Source organism: Roseovarius sp. EL26 (assembly GCF_900327775.1).
GTDB lineage: Bacteria > Pseudomonadota > Alphaproteobacteria > Rhodobacterales > Rhodobacteraceae > Roseovarius.
The window spans coordinates 1,537,938-1,554,548 of the sequence record NZ_OUMZ01000007.1 but is presented as its reverse complement, the minus strand read 5'-3'; the positions used below and the strand labels follow the sequence as shown (position 1 = coordinate 1,554,548).

Here is a 16,611-nt window from a genome sequence, read left to right as displayed (position 1 = left end):
TCGGGCCGCAAGAGGGGTTTGATTTGTGTACATCCTGTACAGCCTGTACGCGGGTTATGTACACAAATCGTAGATTGGTTAATGAAGCGTTAATTCACACCTGCAAGGCGCGCCGTTTCAACAACAATGTGCCCACGGCCAACAGCCCGAATATGGCCATGGTGATCGGGATCGCGCGGTGGCTGCCGTCAAACAAAACCGTGGCCAATGCGGCCCCTCCTGCGCCCATGGCGGTCTGGATCGTGCTCATCAGGGATGAGGCAAATCCGGGCATCTCATCAGCCGGTTCCAAGGCCAGCGCGACAGAGGTCGGATAGACCATGCCAAAGCAGAACACATAGAGACACACAACTGCCCAAAACAGCGGCAAGGTTGGTGTGGTCAGGGCAGACACCAATGAGACAGCTGCAGAAAGGCCCAACAGTGCCACAGCCATTGTTGTGATCCGCGCCAGTGGCACGGTTTTCAGCATCTGCCGGACGGAAAGCGCGCCGCATGTGTTGGCAAGGGCGGCCAGCGCAAACAATGACCCAAACGCCTGAGGTGAGACGTCATAGACATTTTCGGTCAACACCGCGCCAACCGACAAGATCGCGGCATACCCGGCAAAGGCAAAGCTGCCGAATATTGTGGGAACCATGTAAGCGGGCAGCGAGAAGAGTTTGCGGGAGGAACTGGAGACAAACGACCAAGAGAACCGGTCAGGGCGACGTTCGCCGCCGGTTTCTTTGATCACCAGCACAGTGTAGGCCAGAAACACCAGCCCCAAGAGGGTGAGCGCCCAGAAGATCGCGCGCCATTCAAACAGCACCAGCAGGCCAGAGCCCAGCACCGGTGCAATCAGCGTGGCCACCGTTAGGATGGCGGTCAGGACGGTCAGAATGCGCGCGGCCTCGTTGCCAGAGCTGACATCGCGCACCATGGCGCGGGCTATTACCGGCGCACCGCCAGTCAGGCCTTGCAAGACGCGACCTAAGATCAGGATCTCAAAACTAGGGGCCAGCGCGCAGAGCAGGCTGGAGGCGGTGAAGCCAATCAGGCTGAGGATCAGGGCCAGTCGTCGCCCGTAAGCGTCTGAGAACAGCCCCCAGAACATCATCCCGGCGGCGTAGGCCAGAAAATAACTGCCGACCAGCAAGGCACCAAGGGATTCCTTGACGCCAAAGGCGCGGGCGATGACGCCGGTGGCGGGCAGGACGATATCGATAGAGATCGCTGTCAGCGCGGTGATGCCACCGAAAAAGATCAGGGCATCGCCACGCTGAAAGGCGTGCTTATCTGTGTCGTCTTCAGCCAATTTCGGCCAACCGATCAAGGGCGGCTTGCAGCTTGGATGCCTCATCCTCTCGCAGGGCTAGGTTTTCACGGGCCTCGGCCACAACCTCATCCGGGGCGGAGGCCACGAATTTGGGGTTGTTCAACCGGCCACGCAGACCACCCAGCTCTTTTTCGAGCTTCTGAATGGATTTCTCCAAGCGCGACTTTTCTGCGTCGATGTCGATGATATCCGCCAGCGGCAGGGCAAATGTGCCGCCTTCGACCGCCACGGTGATCGATCCTTTGGGCAGCGTGTCAGACTGGGTCAGACTATCAACCCGCGCCAGTTTGAAAATCATCGCCTCATTGCGCTCTAGCGCGGCCTGTCCGGCAGCATCCAGCGACTGACACACCATCGGGATTTTCAGACCAGCAGGCACATGCACTTGCGAGCGGGCAGAGCGAATGCCGTCGATCAGGGAAATCACCCAGTTCAATTCGCGGTCCGCATCAGGATCAATCAGATCGGTGCTGAGTGTCGGCCAGTCGGCGTGGATCAACATTTTGCTGCGCTCGCCGGTCAGGGTCCACAGCTCTTCGGTGATGAAGGGCATGATCGGGTGCAGCAAGATCAGCGCCTGATCGATGGTCCAGGCCAACGTGGCTTTGGTTTCTGCTTTCAGCGCCTCGTCTTCGCCATCAAGCAGGGGCTTTGACAGCTCGATATACCAATCGCAGAGCTTGCCACGGGTAAAGGCATAAAGCGCCAGTGCAGCATCGTTGAAACGGTACTGCGCGAATGCCGCATCGACGACTTCGACAACACGGGCGGTTTCACCGATGATCCATTTGTTGACGGCAGCGGTGGCCTTGGGCGGAGTGGCCGAAGGCATGCCCGCCTCGTAAGCGCCTTTGTGGTCCAGCGCGAAGGCAACCGAGTTCCACAGTTTGGTGCCAAAGTTGCGGTAGCCTTGGATGCGCGATGTATCGAGCTTGAGCGTGCCACCCAAAGAGGCCATCGCCGCCGAGGAGAAACGCAGCGCATCGGTGCCGTATTCATCAATGATATCAAGCGGGTCAACGACGTTGCCCAAAGATTTCGACATCTTCTTGCCCTTGGCGTCGCGGACAAGACCGTGCAGGTAGACGGTATCAAACGGGATTTCATCAACCACGGCCAACTGCATCATCATCATCCGGGCAACCCAGAAGAACAGGATGTCTTGGCCTGTGACTAGTGTAGAGGTTGGGAAGTAGCGTTTGAGTTCCTCGGTCTCTTCAGGCCAGCCCAACGTACCGATGGGCCAGAGGCCGGACGAGAACCAGGTGTCGAGAACGTCGGGGTCGCGGGTTAGCTGCGGGCGATCAGAGTAGGCACCTAGAGGCGAGTCACCGATGATGTCTTCCGAAAAGACTATTTCGTCCGCTGTGTAGCCAACTTTTGCATAGTACTTGGCTGCAGCTTCACGAACAGATTCTTTGGTTGCACCACAAAAAGCTATTTGTTCGGCAGAGGCATTTTCGGTCGGGTTTTCGTAGCCAAGCGAATGCTCGCGCGGCAGATCCTTGTACTTTTTTCCCTTCCAGATACTTGTTTCTTCGGGATCGCGAAGTTTTGGCCCATACCACACTGGGATCTGGTGACCCCACCAGAGTTGGCGCGAGATGCACCAGGGCTCGATGTTTTCCAGCCAGTGGTAATAGACCTTTTCGCCGCTTTCCGGCATGATTTTGACCCGGCCGTCCTTGACCGCGTCCAGTGCGGGGCCAACGATTTTTTCAGCATCGACAAACCATTGGTCGGTCAACATCGGCTCGATCACAACTTTCGATCTGTCACCAAAGGGCTGCATGATTGGTTTGTTTTCCACGTAGGGCACGGTGACTTCGATCTCGTTGCCCTCGTCATCCTTTTGAGTCGCGGTGGTCATCACGGCGAGGCCCTCAGCGGTGATTTGATCAACCACCAGCTTGCGCGCTTCGAACCGGTCGAGACCGCGCAGGTCATCAGGGACGAGGTTGATGGCGTCAGCCTCATTCTCGGTCAGGGTTTGTTCGCCCTGTGCGACGGACATGGCGATAGTGGCAGCCTCGGCATACGGCGCGCCATCCGCGCGCATGTGACCGCGGGTGTCCATCAGGCGGTACATTGGGATGCCACCGCGTTTGGCGACTTGGTAGTCGTTGAAGTCATGCGCGCCGGTGATTTTCACAGCACCAGAGCCGAAATCCTTGTCTGGATATTCATCGGTGATGATCGGGATCAGGCGGCGGTGTTCTTTTGGCCCGACCGGGATCTCAACCAGTTTGCCCACAATTGACGCGTAACGCTCATCTGTGGGGTGCACCGCAACCGCACCGTCGCCCAGCATGGTTTCGGGGCGGGTGGTGGCGATTGAGATATAGTCGCGCTCTTCCGTAAGTGTGACGTTGCCGTCTTCGTCTTTCTCGACATAGGTATAAGTTGCCCCACCCGCGAGCGGGTATTTGAAGTGCCACATGTGGCCGGGGGTGTCGATGTTTTCGACCTCAAGATCGGAAATCGCGGTTTCAAAATGCGGGTCCCAGTTGACCAGACGTTTGCCGCGATAGATCAGGCCCTTGTTGTACATCTCAACAAAAACTTTGATGACGGCGTCGTGGAAGTTGGGTGCGCCGCTGTCTTTGTCAGGATCACCTGACGCGCCGCCCATGGTGAACGCCTCGCGCGACCAGTCACATGAGGCACCAAGGCGTTTGAGCTGACCAATGATTGTCCCTCGGGATTTGACCTTTTGCTGCCAAACGCGGTTCACAAACGCATCGCGGCCCATTTCGCGGCGGGGAGGCTCGCCACCCGCGGCCATTTCACGCTCGGTCACCATCTGGGTGGCGATGCCGGCATGGTCGGTGCCGGGCTGCCACAGGGTGTCAAAGCCCTGCATGCGTTTCCAGCGAATGAGGATATCTTGCAGCGTGTTGTTGAACGCGTGTCCCATGTGCAGGGATCCGGTCACGTTCGGGGGCGGGATCATGATGGAAAAGGGTTTCGCGCCGGGCTTGGCATTTGCCCCGGCCTTGAAGGCACCGGCCTGTTCCCATGCCTCGTACAGGCGGGGTTCGGCTTCGGCCGCGTTAAAGGTCTTTTCCATTGCCATTTGCGTCACTGTCCCTCAGTCATCGGTGTTGTGTCTCCCTTAGCGAATGTGCAGCATAAGGGGAAGAGTTTTGGGCCGGGTTCGTACGGCTTGATGCCGGATTGTGAGGGAGTTGGCGCAGATGACTGGTGAGATCGGACAAAGACCGCCGTCGGTGGTGCAACTGTTCCTGAAGATGGGCGGCTGGTTTGTGTTGGTATTGGGTGGGCTGATCTTGCTGATTAGTGTGGTTGGACAGAGCAATTTCAAGACGGCTGAGCGATTTGAAAACGAAGGCCGGCTGGCGCAGGCCGAGGTGGTCAAGAAATACACCAGCGAGCATCGTGAACCTGATGGGGATATCGAGATCACTTATCGCTTGGTGGCGCAGTTTACGCCCACGGGGGGCGATCTGACGAAAGTGGATCGTTCGGTACCCCGGTCATTTTACGACGATGTGGAAGAAGGGGGGCGCGTTGAGCTGCTTTATTTGCCGAACCAGCCGAGCAAGGTAGAATTGACGCGCGGAGCGAACCGGGCAGGGGCCACGTTTTTGTCGCGGCTCAGTCTGGTGCTGGGGATGATCTGGCTGGTGGCACTGTGGGTGGTTGGCCGTTGGGCGGTGGCCGGTGTGCGTGCACGGCGGTTTGGCACGCGCGAAGAGGCGCTGGTGTCAGAGGTCAAGCAAAGCATGATCACGATCAATGGGCGCGCGCGTTTCCGGTTGGTCTGGGTGGATGCGCAGGGGCGCGAAGGCACAAGCCTGCTACATGTCTGGGATGATTTGGCCCATTTCAAAACCGGCGACCGGGTGATGATTTATCACGGTGTCAAACGCTCTTGGTGGGCGGGTGACATCGGCACGCGACCTGAGTGAAGAGGATAAAACAACGATGAGCGATCAAGCAGCTGAGAACGAGGTGCTCGCGGTTTTGCGAGCGTCACCCGCACGCCGGGCATTTGGGGTGGTTACAATGGCTATCCTTGGGATTTTGCTGATCTTTGTTGCGCTGAATAGCCCACCAGAGAATATTCTGGCCTTGCTGTTTTTGGTGATGACGGGGGCAGGGGCGCTGTGGCTGGCAGACCGGATGCGCCGGGCAACAGGACATGCTTTGGAGCTGACGCGGACAGAGCTGCGTAGTTCTTCCGGGGAACGTTTGGCGCTGGTTGACGACATCGTCGCAGTCGAGCGAGGAACATTTGCATTCAAACCTTCGAGCGGTTTCACCCTTAAACTGAAAACCCCGGCTGCACGAAGGTGGCAACCGGGGCTGTGGTGGCGTTTAGGCGCAAAGCTTGGCGTTGGCGGGATGACATCCCGGGGGCAGGCCAAGGCGATGGCAGATTCGATCAGCGCTATGTACTACCAGGAGTACCGGTCCCGCCCGTAGTTCCCCCAGTCCCACCAACTGGATCAGGATCTGATGTATCCCCCTCGTCTTCTTCGTCATCTCTTGGGTCGTTGGTGTTGGCAATGTCCGGTGGATAATACTTAAGTTGAGGTGCAAAGCGGAGGTCGGTAAAGACACGAGTGGAAATTTCCAATTCATCATTGAAACCTACCTCGAACACGGGTTCATATGCGGATTTTGATTCAACCATCAGAAGATACTGACCGTTTGCACGTAGGGGCAGGCGGTCATGGGCATTTTCTAGATCTGCATTCGTCAAAGCGTTCATGGTTCCAGTGCCACGGACTTCGGACCACTCAATCACATAAGTGCCCAAATCATCAACGGCATCGCCAGCGATAAATTGAACCATCGAGATGCGAATCTGGTTGACGCCGTTATCGTTGGTAATCTCGTCGAACAGGCGCAGGCTATTATCGACATAGGTGTCAGTAATGAATTCTTCCGCATTGTCTACCGTTGTATCCGCATCTTCACCTTGCTCGCGCGAGACCATGTCCGCGATTGTATAGGTGGCCTTGTCGCGGACACTACGGTAGCGGTGTGCTTCGAAAAATTCATAGGTTGCGCCTAACAGCAAGACCATTAAGGGCAGCGTCACTACAAATTCAACTGTAGCTGAGCCAGAAGTTTCTTTGCTAAAACGTGAGAGTTGCAATCTAATCAATTGATATAGCATATCATCGCGGCTCCTGCACAAAAGTCGACATTGCAATGATCAGAGCCTGTCCATTATGTTTTGAATCAGCGATCCCTCTGCCGAGAAGCTCTTCCGGGAAGAGAGGATCGTATCGTAAGCAGGCGCGAAGCATCATAAGCTCGTTTTCCTGTCCTGGAACAACGGTATAGGCTGGGTTGGCGTCTTCATCTTTGTCACGACACTCGGTATCCGGCCCGAGCGCAGTGTAAGTGCGAATGTTGTTGGGAACCATTTCGAGGATCAGGTTTTTGTGGCAATCACGGAGAACAATGGCATTGTCACATATACTTTTGACTATGCGCGCATGGTTAACATCTTCCGCAGTTACAGGATTGCCGTCGCTATCTAGCACAGGGTTCCCATTCACATCGACCGGATCTTCGAATGCAAAGGTGCCGGTTCCCAGTCGAATATCACGTACAGCAACATCAAGGCCACGTTCGAGCATGGCATGCCGCATCGTCACAAGACCCAGTTCGATAGATAAGAAAAGCAGTGACAGGTAAATTGGGAAGATAATAAAGAATTCAACAGAGGCGTTACCGTCCTCTTTGCGTCTCAGGTGAAGGAAGCGTGATTTAATCTGAGAGATCATTGCGTCAACCTTAGTTTCTGCACATGATCAAGAATTGCTCCAAAGGAACTTCTCAATTCAGCGCGGTTTGAAGCTGCAAAGTAGCTGCCGACGCCGGGAGTGCTATTTGTGTCGCCGTGGGCACATTTTTTGAGTTCTCGCTCAGCCGTGCCACCTACGGGTACCGCAAAGCCGATCGTGTAGATTACCATGTTTTTCCCTGGGGCGCGTGCGGCATTGCAGGCGTCTTCCATACGATCATCCTTGCTATCTCCGCCGATCGCGGCTTGGCCGGTATTCTTGAATTCGTTGTATGCCGTGTTGTTGTCGCTGATGATGTCTGAGTATTCTTCGGGGGAGATATGGCCCCACATGTATTCCCAGCTGAATTGCTGCATCCCGAAGACCGTCGTGTTTGCAACGCCATTAACAGTGTCAGTGAACTCGACCGTTCGATAAGGGCCATTAGTGAGATCATTGCGATTGTTGTGCGTGTTACTGATCTGATTGAACGGTCGTGTCGCAATGTTACTTGTATCACTACCAATATCGGTCACTCGAGTGAATTCACCGCCTGTCTCAAGATTCTGATCTAAGACCATGACTTCGCGCGAATTGTTTCGATTTGTACCGCGGAGTTCGGAAGTGATTTCATTAAAGGTGCGCGATGTTCTGTATTGGCCTGAGGCTCCCTCTACCAAGTAGAAGGTGTTTGAGCCGGGGCGTCGCATATAAGTTTCTTCGACGCCATATTCGCGGTTATCATAGTTGCAAACCCATTGAGGGTAATCATCACTGCACAGGTACATATATTGAGTGCTGTTGCTGGCTCTCCACTCCCCGCCTGTACCATAATTTACATGTTGGACGCGTTGGTAATCTGCAGTGTTGAAGGTGAATTTGTACATTCCACCATCAGGGCCGCGATATTCTGTGGCGTTGCTCAGATCCAAGCCAGTCGAAACTCCGCCGTTAGCCTGGATCAGGGCATATTCACTAAGTGGGTGGAATTGGTAGGTTGAGGTATTGGCCCCATCCCCCATCATCACGATGACTTTCAATGTATCAGGTTCTGTATAATTCGCGGGAATGTTGCTGAGTGTCGGATCTATAGCACGGGCAACAGATTGAAACTCTGGGTCAAGCAGACCTGTCCCCCATTTGATGCCTTCGTGCCCCGAGGTGTTGCCGTTGGCGACCAAGCCATCAATCTTCTCGTGAAGTTTTGTTTTGTTGAGCGAATAGGGCAGGATTTCGAAGTATTTGTCTGTGTAGCAAGTCCGCCATGGGCGATTACTGCCTTCTTCCAGTTCCTCGAAATTACCGTACCGCGAGGAATATATACGTTGTTTAAGAAGATCGGAGGTGCTGATGGCGGTATTGTTGTAGTCGTTGCCCGAGAAACGGATGCAATAGGTTTCGTTTAGACTGGATGGTGGAGTTTCGTCTTCGTAGTCTTGACCGTATCTGTTGTGTGTCCGGTTCACGTTCAGGGCATTGAAAATCTCAAGGGAAGGGGTCACCCCGAAGCTGAATGGCACGATCGAGATCATCACATCACCGGGGTCGCCGATGGCCATCGCATCTGTTACAAATTCCTTGGCGGCAACTTTGAGGGCGTCAAGTTTAACAATCCCATCAGAGCCCGTACGAGACATTGAGCCGGACACGTCTAGCACCATTGAGATTTCCAGCTTGGGAATGCGCACTTCGGCGGTGGAAGTGCCTTTCGTGCGCAACGTGTTCACGTCGAGCAGCTTCATCAGATACGTATTGAGTGTGAGTTCAGCCGAGGCGGTAACTTTAGCTGCGTTCAATGTGGTGACGATATCACCCTCTTTGAACTCGTTCAGAGTGCCAAGTTGCCCGGCTTTGCTGAAATAATCTTTTACAACTGCTTCGATTCTGGCTTCGTTTAAGCCTGAGGCGGCTCCAGCACCCGCCAACACCGCAGCATCAAGAGTGTTTTGAACGCGGGCGCGGTGCATCTCGTAACGCATCATATCTACGCCGAAGCCTGCCATGATCAGCATGATGATGGCAAAGAAAACGGTCAGGACTGTCATTGCGCCGTCTTCATCACGCCGGAACCGGGAGATCCAGCGTTTGATCTGGCCGGGCAGGGGAACAATTCCCGAGGTTATAGCCGTAGTTTCCTTGGCGTCGATCTTATGCATGTCTGGTCCTCTTGGCGCGCAATACGCCCAAAGCGGGAGTTTCCCACCGCATTTTTATTTACAACAGAGGTGTCGAAAATGTGGCGGACAATGGGGCGATAGGCTGTCATTGTTTCGGTTTTTTTAGGAAATACTGCGTGATTGCGAGGTATTGTTTTTCTATTGTTTACGATGATCTTCGTGAAGATACGTACGAGGGTGACCCTTTAGAATCAGCTTTGGTGGGTGGACAAACCCGGCTCATCCGGTAACCATGCGTATAGGCTTATGTTTAAAAAGTGCCTTAAAATAATCGTCAGGAGGGAATTGCAAATGAATTCAGCCCAGGAGCCGAGCTTTCGCGAAAGTGTGGATTTAATGTTCAACCGCGCGGTTGCGCTGATGGACCTCCCGCCGGGTCTTGAGGAAAAGATCAGGGTTTGTAACGCAACATATACCGTGCGCTTTGGTGTCCGGTTACGTGGAAAAATTCACACCTTTACCGGTTACAGAAGTGTACACTCTGAACATATGGAACCCGTCAAAGGCGGTATTCGCTATGCGATGGGTGTTAACCAGGACGAGGTCGAAGCGCTGGCCGCCCTGATGACTTATAAATGCGCGCTTGTTGAGGCTCCATTTGGGGGATCAAAAGGCGGCCTGCGGATTGACCCGCGTGAATGGGAAGAAGATGAGTTGGAGCGGATCACCCGCCGCTTTGCCTATGAATTAATCAAACGCGATCTGGTCAATCCAAGTCAGAACGTTCCCGCCCCAGATATGGGCACGGGGGAGCGTGAGATGGCGTGGATTGCAGACCAGTACAAGCGCATGAACACAACTGATATCAATGGCCGCGCCTGTGTTACGGGTAAGCCGATCAACGGTGGCGGTATTCAAGGCCGGACCGAGGCCACTGGCCGGGGTGTGCAATATGCGTTGCAAGAGTTGTTTCGTCACCCCGAAGACGTAAAGGCAGCCAAGTTGAGCGGTACGCTTGATGGCAAGCGCGTCGTTGTGCAAGGTCTTGGTAACGTGGGCTATCACGCCGCCAAATTCCTGCAAGAAGAAGACGGCTGTAAAATCACTGGTATCATTGAACGCGATGGCGCGATCACCAGTGATGCCGGGCTGGACGTGGAATCGGTCCGCAACTGGATCATGAAGCACGGTGGTGTCAAAGGCTTCCCCGATGCCACTTATGTGGAAAACGGTGGGCTGGTGCTGGAGCAGGACTGTGACATCCTCATCCCGGCGGCTTTGGAAGGGGTGATTAACCTGTCCAATGCGGCCAACGTCAAAGCGCCACTGATCATTGAGGCTGCGAACGGTCCGGTGACAGCGGGTGCAGATGAGATCCTGCGCAAAAAAGGCTGCGTGATCGTGCCGGATATGTATGCCAACGCTGGCGGTGTGACAGTTTCCTACTTTGAGTGGGTCAAAAATCTGAGCCACATTCGCTTTGGTCGTCTGGGCCGCCGTCAGGAAGAAGCGCGGCACCAGTTGATCGTTGATGAATTGAACGCGCTGGATACTGAACTGGGTGATTCCTGGTCAATGACACCAGACTTCAAGCAAAAGTATCTGCGTGGTGCGGGCGAGCTGGAACTGGTGCGCTCAGGTCTCGATGACACAATGCGGGCCGCATACCAATCTATGCGTGAGCTGTGGCATGGTCGTGATGACGTCGAAGACCTGCGTACCGCAGCCTATCTGGTATCGATCGGCAAAGTGGCAGACAGCTACCGCGCGCTGGGGCTGTAATTGCTTCAACGTTGATAGAGAAAACGAATGGGGAAGGTTCGCCTTCCCCTTTTTTATTTGTCTTCAACGGTTTCGCAGAAGTGTCTGTTGAAAACGACACATTTCGTCGTCAGCGTTTATTGCTATCTGCAACAGAGCCTGCTTATCTGCCTGCATCATCAGGGAGAGATCTATGGCGTTTTCTGGTTGGCGCGTTCTGAAAGAGGGTTTGACTGGCAATAAGGGCTGGGCCCCGCATTGGCGTGATGCCGAACCGAAATCCGAATATGACGTGGTTATCATCGGTGGTGGTGGTCACGGTTTGTCGACGGCGTATTATCTGGCCAAGAACCACGGCATTACCAACGTGGCCGTGCTGGAAAAGGGCTATCTTGGTGGTGGAAACGTTGGGCGAAATACCACGATTGTGCGGGCGAACTACTTTCTGCCGGGCAATTCCGAGTTTTACAGCCATTCCCTGAAGCTATGGGAAGGGTTGGAAGAAGACCTGAACTACAATGTGATGATGTCGCAGCGCGGGCAGATTTCCCTGTTCCATTCTGATAGTCAGCGCGATGCAGCTATTCGCCGGGGCAATTCCATCCGCAATCAGGGTGATGACGCCGAGCTGCTGAGCCGCGATGATGTGAAACGTCATTTGCCATATCTTGATTTTGATCAGGGGCGGTTCCCGATCTACGGTGCCTTGTTGCAACGGCGTGCAGGGACGGCGCGCCATGATGCGGTGGCCTGGGGCTTTGCCCGAGGCGCCAGCGACCGGGGTGTGGACCTGATCCAGAACTGCGAAGTGACCGGCATTGATGTCGAAGGCGGTGTCGTCAAAGGCGTACAGACCAGTCGCGGTGCGATCCGAGCCAAGAAGGTGGCGATTGTTGTGGCCGGGCGTTCCAGTCAGGTGGCAGAAATGGCCGGTATGCGCCTGCCGATTGAAAGCCATATCTTGCAGGCTTTTGTGACCGAGGGGATAAAGCCCTGCATCGATCATGTCGTCAGCTTTGGTATGGGGCATTTCTATATCAGCCAGTCGGACAAGGGCGGGCTGGTGTTTGGCGGTGATCTGGACATGTACGCGTCTTATGCCGCGCGGGGCAACTTGCCGATGGTGGAACATGTGATGGAGGCGGGCATGACGCTGATGCCGATGATCGGCAAGGCCAAGGTGCTGCGCAGCTGGGGCGGGATTATGGATATGTCGCCTGATGGATCGCCGATTATCGACAAGACGCAAACTGAAGGTCTCTATCTCAACTGCGGCTGGTGTTATGGTGGGTTCAAAGCGGTGCCAGGATCGGGTTATTCGACCGCGCATTTGATTGCCAATGATACACCGCACACGCCAGCGGCACGATTCCGGTTGGATCGCTTCTCTACGGGTCGAGGCCTGATGGACGAAGAGGGCACCGGCAGCCAGCATAACCTGCACTGATGAAAGGGGCAGGAGTATGAGTATTTTTGGAAAGATGAAGCACAAGGCGCAGGGGAAATTGTCATGAGAATTACCTGTCCGATTTGCGGAGAGCGCGACCGGCGCGAGTTTTATTATCAAGGCGCGGCGGTTGCACTGAACCGGCCTGAGGCGGATGCGGAGCCGGAGGCTTGGGTGGATTACGTGCATATGCGAGACAACCCGTGCGGGGTGACGCGCGACCTTTGGTATCACGAGACGGGATGCGGATCTTGGGTGGTGGTGACACGCAATACCGCGACGCATGAGATTATCGATACGGCCTTGGCCTCGGACATCAAGGAGCAGGGCGCATGAGGGTTGAAGGTAAAGGCCTGATCGATCGTGGTCAGCAGATCAATTTTCAGTTTGACGGCCATAGTTATCGAGGGTTTGGCGGTGATACTCTGGCCTCGGCGCTGTTGGCAAATGACATCGCGTTGATGGGGCGGTCGTTCAAATACCATCGTCCGCGCGGCGTGCTTAGCGCAGGCAGTGAAGAGCCGAATGCACTGGTGACCGCCGGCTTGGGTGCCGCGCAAGAACCGAATGTACGGGCGACCACGTTGGAGTTGCACGAGGGGTTGGTGACACACAGTCAGAACCGTTGGCCTTCGCTGGGTTTTGATCTGATGAGTGTGAACGACTGGGCAGCACCGTTTCTGGGCGCTGGATTTTATTACAAGACCTTCATGTGGCCCAAGGCGTTTTGGGAAAAGATCTATGAGCCGATCATTCGCAATGCTGCTGGTTTGGGCGGATTGTCAGGCAAGCATAATGTCGAGACCTATGAGAAAGCCTATGCGCACTGTGATCTGCTGGTGATTGGCGCAGGGCCTGCCGGATTAATGGCGGCGCTGACAGCGGCCAAGGCAGGGGCGGATGTGATTTTGGCCGAGGAAGACACGCGCACTGGTGGGCGTCTGAATGCCGAAACGCTGGAGGTGGACGGCAAACCGGGGTCTGTTTGGGCTGAGGAGGTTACGGCCGAGTTGGCGCAGATGGACAATGTGCGGATCATGACCCGCACCAGCGTGGTTGGGGCCTATGATCAGGGCACTTACGGTGCGCTGGAAAAGATCCCGCATGATGTATCGATGCGATTGGGTGCGCCGCGCGAATGTTTTTGGCGGATTGTGGCCAAACGCGCCGTATTGGCGGCGGGCGCGATTGAGCGGCCCGTGGCGTTTCGCAACAATGACCGTCCGGGGATCATGACTTCGGGGGCTGTGCGTGCCTATCTGAACCGCTGGCGGGTGTCTTGCGGACGTAATGTTGTGGTATACGGCAACACTGACGAGGCGCATCGCACTGTTGCCGACTTGCAGGGTGCAGGCGTGCATGTCAGTGCGCTGATTGATGCGCGGCACCATGCGAAATGTGCGCTGGATGTGCCATTTTATGCCGGGGCCGAGGTTTGCGATGCGGGTGGCGGTAAGCGGTTGGAGTCGGTTACGATCCGCACGGCAAAAGGCACCGAGAATATTCAGGCCGATTGTCTGGCCATGTCAGGCGGTTGGAACCCAACTGTAAATCTAACCTGTCATTTGGGTGGACGGCCCACTTGGGACCGAGACATTGCTGCCTTTGTCCCGGTTGAGGGATCTGTGCCCGGAATGGGCACAGCTGGATCCTGTCAGGGTGATTTTTCGACACATGCCTGTCTTGAGGGTGGTATTGCTGCGGCTCATGCGGCGCTGGATGATCTTGGGATGAAACGTGAGGAGGCCTCTGCACCCGCAGCAGAAGATGGCGCTTATGACATCTATCCAGTCTATGCCGTGCCCGGCAAAGGCCGCGCTTGGTTGGATTTCCAGAACGATGTTACGGTCAAGGACGTGAAGCAGGCAGCAATGGAAAATTTCCGCTCGGTCGAGCACATGAAGCGTTACACGACGCAGGGCATGGCGACAGATCAGGGAAAAAACTCGAACGTGGCTGCACTGGCCGTTCTGGCGGATGCGACCGGGCGGGGGATTCCTGAGACCGGAACAACCACCTATCGCCCACCCTATACGCCGGTGTCGATTGCATCGCTGGGGGCGGGATCGCAAGGCAAGGGGTTTGCGCCGGAACGGTTCACCACCTCGCATAAGGCCACGCAGGAAAAAGGTGCGCCCTTTATTGAGGCGGGACTGTGGTACCGGCCCAGCTATTTCCCCAAGGCGGGCGAAACTCATTGGCGACAGTCTTGTGACCGCGAGGTTAATATGGTGCGCAATGCCGTGGGTGTTTGCGATGTGTCCACGCTGGGCAAGATCGACATTCAGGGCCCGGATGCGGGCGCGTTTTTGGATTTCGTTTACACCAACACCTTCTCGACCCTGAAAGTGGGGCGGGTGCGTTATGGTCTGATGCTGCGTGAAGATGGGCATGTGATGGATGATGGGACGACGGCACGGCTGTCCGAGACCCATTTTGTCACTACCACTACCACCGCAGCGGCAGGGCAGGTGATGCGGCATCTGGAGTTTGTGCAGCAGTGTCTGGTGCCGCAGATGGATGTGCGCTTTACCTCTGTCACAGAACAGTGGGCGCAGTTTGCCGTGGCGGGGCCGCAATCGCGCGATTTGCTGAACGATGTGCTGGACTCGCCGATTGATGACGATAGCTGGCCGTTCATGGCTTGTGGCGAGATGAGTGTAGGCGGGGTGAAGGGACGGCTGTTCCGGATCTCCTTCTCGGGCGAGCATGCCTATGAGGTGGCGGTGCCCGCGCGTTATGGTGAAAGTCTGTTCCGTATCTTGATGACCAAGGCCGAGGCGCTGGGCGGCGGTGCATATGGCATGGAGGCATTGAATGTGCTGCGGATCGAGAAAGGGTTCATCACCCATGCCGAGATTCATGGCCGGGTGACAGCGTTTGATATCGGCATGGGTGGTATGGTCAGTGGCAAGAAGGATTGTATTGGCAAAGGATCGGCCACGCGTCCGGGCATGGTTGAGGAAAGCCGAGAACGTCTGGTCGGCCTGAAACCTGTGGGTGAGGTGAAAGAGCTGATCGCCGGGGGGCATCTGTTTGACAAGGATGCCGAGGCGGTGAGCGCCAATGATCAGGGCTATATCACCTCGGTCGGGTTTTCGCCGACGCTGGGCCACAATATCGCGCTTGGGTTTTTGAAAAACGGCCCGGCGCGGCACGGTGAAGTGGTGCGAATGGTGGAGCACCTCAATGGGGTGGAGGCCCTGTGCGAGGTCTGCCACCCGGTGTTCTTTGACCCAGAGGGAGGACGGACACGTGGTTGAATTGATCGAAAAAACGCCGTTTGATAGCGTGCTTCCTTTTGAGGCGGGAACGGTCTCTGTTTCTGAGGTGGAGGGCGGTGTTTTGACCAGCGTTGCGCCCTACAAAGGGCAGAGCAAGGCGTTGTCTGACACATTGAAGGCGGCGCATGGGATGGCGGCCCCTGCGCCCAACCGGGCGACAGGCAAAGAGGGCAGTCGCGCGATCTGGTTCGGTCGTGAGATGGTTTTGCTGTGCGGGCCTGCACCCGATGCGAAACTGGCCAAACACGCGGCGCTGACCGATCAGTCGGATGCTTGGGCCGTTGCAATGTTAGAAGGCGAGCATGCGGCAGAGGTATTGGCGCGATTGACGCCGATTGATCTGCGGCCTGAGGTGTTCAAACGCGGCCATACAGCGCGGTCTGAGTTGCAGCATATGATGGCGTCCATCACTCGGATCGGCGACCGCAGTTACCAGATCTTGGTGTTTCGCGCCTTTGCGCAAACCCTTGCGCATGATTTGAAAAATGCGATGCAGGGGGTTGCAGCGCGGCACCCGCGTTGACAGATAGGGAACAGGTTGATTTTGGAGATATTCACCATGCGTTTGATGTTATTGCCTGCTTTGGCCCTATTTGCTCTGCCAGCCTCGGCTGAAACTGCGGAGGACCGCGCGGTGCGTTGTGAGGTGCAGGCCGGGATTATCGCGACCTCGGTGGAGCAGCGCAAAGCGGGTGCAAGCGCCGACAAGATCAAGAAATCAATGCGTAAGGGCAAGGATAAGATCGACAAGAAATACGTAGATTCGGTTCCTTATCTGGTTGATTTTGTCTTTACCCTGCCAGATGCGCAGTTGACCGATGAGGCGGCAAGTCAGTTCCAGAAATCCTGTGCGGATTTCGTACAGTAAGTATTAATTCCTGCAAACGCGGCTTTCCGCTTTGTGCCTCGACGCGAGTCG

The 16,611-nt window shown here is 55.6% G+C and carries 13 protein-coding genes; 8 read left to right on the top strand and 5 right to left on the bottom strand.

Translation table 11 applies throughout. The annotated features are described in order from the left end of the window. Window positions 1-94 precede the first annotated feature (94 nt). The gene (locus tag D9A02_RS15470) at window positions 95-1,297 is read right to left on the bottom strand and encodes a multidrug effflux MFS transporter (protein WP_162933095.1); all 1,203 of its coding nucleotides are present in this window, start codon (window positions 1,295-1,297) and stop codon (window positions 95-97) included. Continuing rightward, window positions 1,290-4,394: a valine--tRNA ligase gene (locus D9A02_RS15465; protein ID WP_120501796.1), complete on the bottom strand. Its 3,105-nt coding sequence runs from the start codon at window positions 4,392-4,394 to the stop codon at window positions 1,290-1,292. Before D9A02_RS15465 ends, D9A02_RS15470 begins: the two co-directional genes overlap by 8 nt. Before the next feature lie 121 nt (window positions 4,395-4,515). Between D9A02_RS15465 and D9A02_RS15460 the strand changes: the two genes are divergently transcribed. Both D9A02_RS15460 and D9A02_RS15455 read left to right on the top strand, forming a co-directional pair. Further along, a complete protein-coding gene (locus D9A02_RS15460; protein ID WP_120501795.1) occupies window positions 4,516-5,250 on the top strand; it encodes a DUF3592 domain-containing protein in 735 nt (244 codons plus the stop codon). Between the two features lie 16 nt (window positions 5,251-5,266). Continuing rightward, the gene (locus D9A02_RS15455) at window positions 5,267-5,767 is read left to right on the top strand and encodes a hypothetical protein (protein WP_120501794.1); all 501 of its coding nucleotides are present in this window, start codon (window positions 5,267-5,269) and stop codon (window positions 5,765-5,767) included. Here the strand turns inward: D9A02_RS15455 and D9A02_RS15450 are convergent. Genes D9A02_RS15450 through D9A02_RS15440 form a run of 3 tightly spaced genes read right to left on the bottom strand, consistent with a single transcriptional unit; the run spans window position 5,733 to window position 9,239 of the window. Further along, window positions 5,733-6,467: a TadE/TadG family type IV pilus assembly protein gene (locus D9A02_RS15450; protein WP_120501793.1), complete on the bottom strand. Its 735-nt coding sequence runs from the start codon at window positions 6,465-6,467 to the stop codon at window positions 5,733-5,735. The two genes, D9A02_RS15455 and D9A02_RS15450, sit on opposite strands and share 35 nt — an antisense overlap. Before the next feature lies 1 nt (window position 6,468). Next, window positions 6,469-7,083, bottom strand: coding sequence for a TadE/TadG family type IV pilus assembly protein (locus D9A02_RS15445; RefSeq protein WP_120501792.1), 615 nt, complete (start codon window positions 7,081-7,083; stop codon window positions 6,469-6,471). Then, the gene (locus D9A02_RS15440) at window positions 7,080-9,239 is read right to left on the bottom strand and encodes a TadE/TadG family type IV pilus assembly protein (RefSeq protein ID WP_120501791.1); all 2,160 of its coding nucleotides are present in this window, start codon (window positions 9,237-9,239) and stop codon (window positions 7,080-7,082) included. The genes D9A02_RS15445 and D9A02_RS15440 overlap by 4 nt, the downstream gene beginning before the upstream one ends. A gap of 312 nt (window positions 9,240-9,551) precedes the next feature. Here D9A02_RS15440 and D9A02_RS15435 point away from each other — a divergent pair, with 312 nt between their 5' ends. From D9A02_RS15435 to D9A02_RS15410, 6 genes are all read left to right on the top strand, one after another. Continuing rightward, complete coding sequence (locus tag D9A02_RS15435) at window positions 9,552-10,982, top strand: Glu/Leu/Phe/Val dehydrogenase (protein WP_120501790.1); 1,431 nt, start codon at window positions 9,552-9,554, stop codon at window positions 10,980-10,982. Window positions 10,983-11,154: 172 nt separating this feature from the next. Beyond that, complete coding sequence (locus D9A02_RS15430; RefSeq protein ID WP_120501789.1) at window positions 11,155-12,408, top strand: sarcosine oxidase subunit beta family protein; 1,254 nt, start codon at window positions 11,155-11,157, stop codon at window positions 12,406-12,408. A 63-nt stretch (window positions 12,409-12,471) separates the two neighbouring features. Next, window positions 12,472-12,744 carry a sarcosine oxidase subunit delta gene (locus D9A02_RS15425; RefSeq protein ID WP_120501788.1) on the top strand — a complete coding sequence of 91 codons (273 nt, stop codon included), beginning with the start codon at window positions 12,472-12,474 and terminating at the stop codon, window positions 12,742-12,744. After that, entirely contained in the window at window positions 12,741-15,671 is a 2,931-nt protein-coding gene (locus D9A02_RS15420) for a sarcosine oxidase subunit alpha family protein (RefSeq protein ID WP_120501787.1), read from the top strand. Before D9A02_RS15425 ends, D9A02_RS15420 begins: the two co-directional genes overlap by 4 nt. Further along, window positions 15,664-16,215: a sarcosine oxidase subunit gamma gene (locus D9A02_RS15415; RefSeq protein WP_120501786.1), complete on the top strand. Its 552-nt coding sequence runs from the start codon at window positions 15,664-15,666 to the stop codon at window positions 16,213-16,215. The genes D9A02_RS15420 and D9A02_RS15415 overlap by 8 nt, the downstream gene beginning before the upstream one ends. Window positions 16,216-16,251: 36 nt before the next feature. Further along, window positions 16,252-16,560, top strand: coding sequence for a hypothetical protein (locus D9A02_RS15410; RefSeq protein WP_120501785.1), 309 nt, complete (start codon window positions 16,252-16,254; stop codon window positions 16,558-16,560). Window positions 16,561-16,611: the final 51 nt, after the last annotated feature.

What these genes read in the sequence shown, in the direction of transcription:
- D9A02_RS15465 (WP_120501796.1), bottom strand. Translation starts at nt 4,394, where the DNA reads ATGGCAATGGAAAAGACCTTTAACGCGGCCGAAGCCGAACCCCGCCTG.
- D9A02_RS15460 (WP_120501795.1), top strand. Translation starts at nt 4,516, where the DNA reads ATGACTGGTGAGATCGGACAAAGACCGCCGTCGGTGGTGCAACTGTTC.
- D9A02_RS15455 (WP_120501794.1), top strand. Translation starts at nt 5,267, where the DNA reads ATGAGCGATCAAGCAGCTGAGAACGAGGTGCTCGCGGTTTTGCGAGCG.
- D9A02_RS15450 (WP_120501793.1), bottom strand. Translation starts at nt 6,467, where the DNA reads ATGCTATATCAATTGATTAGATTGCAACTCTCACGTTTTAGCAAAGAA.
- D9A02_RS15445 (WP_120501792.1), bottom strand. Translation starts at nt 7,083, where the DNA reads ATGATCTCTCAGATTAAATCACGCTTCCTTCACCTGAGACGCAAAGAG.
- D9A02_RS15440 (WP_120501791.1), bottom strand. Translation starts at nt 9,239, where the DNA reads ATGCATAAGATCGACGCCAAGGAAACTACGGCTATAACCTCGGGAATT.
- D9A02_RS15435 (WP_120501790.1), top strand. Translation starts at nt 9,552, where the DNA reads ATGAATTCAGCCCAGGAGCCGAGCTTTCGCGAAAGTGTGGATTTAATG.
- D9A02_RS15430 (WP_120501789.1), top strand. Translation starts at nt 11,155, where the DNA reads ATGGCGTTTTCTGGTTGGCGCGTTCTGAAAGAGGGTTTGACTGGCAAT.
- D9A02_RS15425 (WP_120501788.1), top strand. Translation starts at nt 12,472, where the DNA reads ATGAGAATTACCTGTCCGATTTGCGGAGAGCGCGACCGGCGCGAGTTT.
- D9A02_RS15420 (WP_120501787.1), top strand. Translation starts at nt 12,741, where the DNA reads ATGAGGGTTGAAGGTAAAGGCCTGATCGATCGTGGTCAGCAGATCAAT.
- D9A02_RS15410 (WP_120501785.1), top strand. Translation starts at nt 16,252, where the DNA reads ATGCGTTTGATGTTATTGCCTGCTTTGGCCCTATTTGCTCTGCCAGCC.